This window comes from uncultured Arcanobacterium sp. (genome assembly GCF_947253055.1).
In the GTDB taxonomy this organism is placed as follows: Bacteria; Actinomycetota; Actinomycetes; order Actinomycetales; family Actinomycetaceae; genus Arcanobacterium_A.
Window position 1 is genome coordinate 1 of the sequence record NZ_CAMXYE010000093.1, and the last position, 4,478, is coordinate 4,478.

Sequence of the window (4,478 nt, forward strand, 5' to 3'; positions counted from 1 at the left end):
CGCTCGATAATTTTGATGTAAACGATCGGCGGTAGCGGAAAAAAGCAAATCTGGGCGGTGTTCTAGCGCGTGCACCAAGAGTGCGGCGCGCGAGAGATTAAAAACGGCGTCTGGGTGCGGCACTTTTTCCGGCAAAGCCGTGCGCGCGGCCGCCGTAGAAAGTACCTCCTGCGGCACCAATAAAGTGGTGTGAATTTTTTCCGAGACGGGTAGCTGCAGCGTATTTATCTCTTTTCCTTCTACCCAAGAAAGAGTCGCCCCTCCGTAAATACAGGGAGCGGCATTATCTGGATGCCCTTCATAAGAGGTAGCCAATTCCAAAACCGTCTTATCATCTAGTACCTCTGGCTGGTCTATTATGCCACGTACCAGCATGATTCCGGCTACTACCGCCGCTGCAGAAGAGCCGAGGCCTCTTCCATGCGGAATATGATTTCGGCAAATCAAATCTAAACCGGCGCGAGGCAATCCCAATTTATCCAATACATCGTTAATTACCGTGATGATTAGATGCGATTCATCTCGCGGTACCGTATCTTTCCCTTCCCCTAGTACCGTGACTCGCGTCGGGCCAGTAGTGAGAGAGACGAAAACTTCATCCCACAAATCATGCGCCATTCCGAGACAGTCGAAACCCGGACCAAGATTTCCTGAAGTAGCAGGTACTCGCACCCGTGCATTTTCTTTTACAATCCGCATTTTCGCTCTTCTCTACTTTCGGTTCACTTCCGATTGAAATTTCGGTTCACTTCCGATTAGAAAAAATTTTCTCCCCTACAGCTGCAATTCCTGGCGTACTGCAGCAGTATTCGGCGGAAGCGGATCTTGGGTAAATTCTCGACCTTGCAGAGCTGTGGCCGTGTCTTTTAAACCATTTCCCGTGACGGTGCAGACAATTTGCGCCCCCGCCGGTACTTCATTCTCATTTGCCGCCGCCAATAAACCAGCCACTGAAGCAGCTGAAGCTGGCTCTACGAATATGCCAGTTTCGGCCGCTAAAAGTGCCTGTGCCTGCAAGATTGCACTATCTTTCACTCTTCTTATCCAACCGTGCGAATCTTGCTTAGCGGCTTCGGCGTAATCCCAAGAAGCCGGATTACCAATTCGAATCGCCGTGGCCAGAGTTTCCGGTTTCTCCACGGGATGCCCCAGCACCAGCGGAGCAGCTCCCCAAGCTTGTACTCCCCACATCTGCGGCACTTTTTTCGCTACCGGGGGAAGACGCCGCGCGGTATCATCCAGAGATGCAGCAGTAGTTTTCCCTGCATACTCCATATACCCCATCCAATAAGCGGTTATATTTCCTGCATTCCCTACCGGCAATACGTGAATATCCGGCGCATCTCCTAAAGCATCTACAATCTCAAAAGCAGCAGTTTTTTGCCCCTGCAAGCGATAGGGATTAATGGAATTAACTAAAGCCACTGGATATTTAGCCGTCAGCTCCCGCACAATACGCAGGCAGTCATCGAAATTGCCGTCAATAGCAATCAGCTTTGCCCCGTGCACAATCGCTTGTGCCAGCTTTCCCGCCGCAATTTTTCCAGCCGGTAAAATTACTGCGCATTCCAAACCAGCCGCCGCCGCATAAGCCGCAGCCGAAGCAGAGGTATTGCCAGTAGAGGCACAAGCCACTACTTTCGTATCGCTTTGGCAGACATGGCTAATAGCTGCCGTCATACCGCGGTCTTTAAAAGATCCAGTCGGATTTGCTCCCTCTACTTTTATGTAGACTTCGCCTCCAACCTTTGCACTCAAAGAACGGGAATAAATGAGCGGAGTGCCCCCTTCTTGCAGGGTAACCACCGGATCGGAATCCGAAAAAGGCATCCGCTCTAAATACTCGTAAATAACCCCTTGCCACTGATGTGCCATTATTTATCCTCCACCTGCAACACTTTTGCTGGCGCGCCCGCAGCTAATTTATTCAACTCAGTTACCGCAGCATCAATATCCGCCCGCCGCGCCATATGCGTAATAAAGATAATCTCTACCGGCTGCTTCTGCACCTGCGCAACATTATCCTTATCGCTTTGCGGCTGACCTTCCTGGCTCACAGTAGAAAGGGAGACGTTGTGCTGCGCAAATATACTCGCCATCTCTGCCAATACTCCCGGCCTATCTGCCACTTGCAACTTGATATAATAACGCGAATGGAAATCACCTTTAGCGAGTATCGGATGAGAACCGTAAACTATTTCCCGCGGAGCTTGCCCTCCATATACTCGCTTTCCAGCTGCCGCCACCAAATCTGAAAGCACCGCAGAAGCAGTAGGCGCTCCGCCGGCGCCGCGGCCATAGAACATCAAACGATCGGCAGATTCTGCCTCAATCATCACCGCATTAAAAGAATCGCTCACTGCGGCCAGCGGATTTTCTTTCGGCACCAGCGTAGGAGCTACGCTAGCTTCAATTCCGCCTTGCCCCTGCGCGTCTGTACGAATTCGCGCCGCCGCAATTAGCTTAATTACGTAGCCGGCTTTTTCGGCCGCTTTAATATCTTCCGCCGTCACATCCCGAATACCACTTATTTCCACATCATCTAACCGCACCCGGGTATGGAAAGCTAGAGAAGCCAGAATAGCGATTTTCGCGCCCGCATCTAAGCCATCGATATCGGCACTCGGATCTGCTTCCGCAAAACCTAACTCCTGTGCACGCGCAAGCGCTTGGGAAAACTCTGCTCCCGTGGTGTGCATCTGATCGAGAATAAAATTGGTAGTACCGTTCATAATTCCCAGTACTTGCTGGACTCGATCACCCGCCAAGGATTCTCTTAAGCCATAGACTACCGGCACTGCTCCGGCCACCGCCGCTTCGTAGTAAAGATCTACATCTTTAGCAGCAGCTAATTCATAAAGTTCCGGTCCGTGAGTAGCCAAAAGTGCTTTATTGCCCGTGACTACCGAAGCTCCATTCTCTAAAGCGGCCCGTACATAGGCATGCGGCGGATCAATTCCACCAATAAGCTCGATTACGATATCTGCTTTTTTTATCAGCTCCAAGGCATCAGTGGTAAATAACGCCGGATCGACCGGTAAATGGCGCTCTTTTTGTAAATCATTTACTAAAATTCCCACTAATTCGAGGCGAGCTCCTGCGCGCGCCGCGAGAATATCTGCCTGTTCACTAAGCAGCCGCGCTACTGCGCTTCCCACTGTGCCGCAACCCAACAGAGCTACTTTTACGCTTTTTTCCACTACTTTCCTCGCTATTCTTTTCCCAACTCTTCTCAGTTTACCCTAGGTCAAGAGCTAATAAATCTGCTACCGTTTCCCGGCGAATAAGCATTTCTGCTTCTCCGTTCCTCACCCCTACCACTCCCGGGCGGGGAATCATATTGTAATTAGACGCCATTGCTCTTCCATAAGCGCCCGTCACCGGTACCGCTAATAAATCTCCTGCTTTAATATCCACAGGTAAAGCCACATCATGCACCACAATATCACCGGATTCACAATGTTTACCCACTACGCGGGCGCGCTCTAAGGGAGCGAGCGAACTGCGAGATACAAGTGCCGCTGTGTAGTCGGCTGCATAGAGAGCTGGGCGAATATTATCCGACATCCCTCCGTCGACGGAGATATAGCGCCTAATCCCTTCGGCTAGTTCCACCTCTTTGACCGTGCCCACCGTATAGAGAGTGCATACAGCTGGAGCAATAATCGAACGACCCGGCTCAATAGATACGCGCGGAGCCGGCAATCCGGCTTCCGCAATATGAGCACTTACTTCTGCAGCTAAGGCGCAGGTAAATTCTTCTGGAGTAGGCGGAATACTATCCAATTCGGTGTAGCGCACCCCGTAGCCGCCTCCGAAATCAATCTCAGATATTTCCGCTCCCTGCTCCATCGCCCAAGCTCTTTCCGCCAAGAGAATGCGAGCTGCCGCCCGGAAACCATCTAACTGTAAAATCTGCGATCCAATATGCGAATGTAAACCCTGTAAGCGGACATAAGGTAACTCTAGAGCGTGTTTTATAGCTAGATGGCTGGCTCCACTCGGAATTGAAATACCGAATTTTTGATCTTCGTGCGCAGTAGCGATAAATTCATGCCCGCCGGCGTGCACTCCCGAAGTGAGGCGCAAGTATATGGGAGCTATTTTTTTCTGCGCAGCAGCCAGCTCATTTACTAGCTCCAATTCCGCTATTGAATCAACCACGATATGAGCGAGGTTATTCTCCAAGGCGGCAGTAATTTCCGCGCGGGATTTATTATTGCCATGCAAAGCACAGCGCTCTCCCGGCACTCCACCCGCCAAAGCAGTCTGTAATTCTCCCGCCGAAGTGGCGTCAATATAGAGCCCGTCTTCCCACATCCACCGCGCAAAAGCCTTCGAAAGAAAAGCCTTTCCGGCATAATAGACATCTCCACCCGCCAAATCAGCAAAAGCACTATCGAGAGCTTCTTTCCAGCGCCGCGCGCGGGCCCGCGCATCTGCGATATCGAGGATATACAGCGGAGTACCAAAACGAG

Annotated in this window: 4 protein-coding genes; all 4 read right to left on the reverse strand. The window is 51.2% G+C overall.

Translation table 11 applies throughout. The features are described 5' to 3' along the window. The coding region (thrB, locus tag Q0X35_RS06045; protein ID WP_297566543.1) for a homoserine kinase at positions 1-699 on the reverse strand (699 nt) is incomplete at its 3' end. Positions 700-774: 75 nt separating this feature from the next. Continuing rightward, a complete protein-coding gene (gene thrC, locus Q0X35_RS06050) occupies positions 775-1,875 on the reverse strand; it encodes a threonine synthase (RefSeq protein WP_297566545.1) in 1,101 nt (366 codons plus the stop codon). Next, positions 1,875-3,200, reverse strand: coding sequence for a homoserine dehydrogenase (locus Q0X35_RS06055; protein WP_297566547.1), 1,326 nt, complete (start codon positions 3,198-3,200; stop codon positions 1,875-1,877). Before Q0X35_RS06055 ends, thrC begins: the two co-directional genes overlap by 1 nt. Before the next feature lie 37 nt (positions 3,201-3,237). After that, the coding region (lysA, locus tag Q0X35_RS06060; RefSeq protein WP_297566549.1) for a diaminopimelate decarboxylase at positions 3,238-4,478 on the reverse strand (1,241 nt) is incomplete at its 5' end.

Coding starts and splice junctions, on each gene's coding strand:
- thrC (WP_297566545.1), bottom strand. CDS start 1,875: ATGGCACATCAGTGGCAAGGGGTTATTTACGAGTATTTAGAGCGGATG.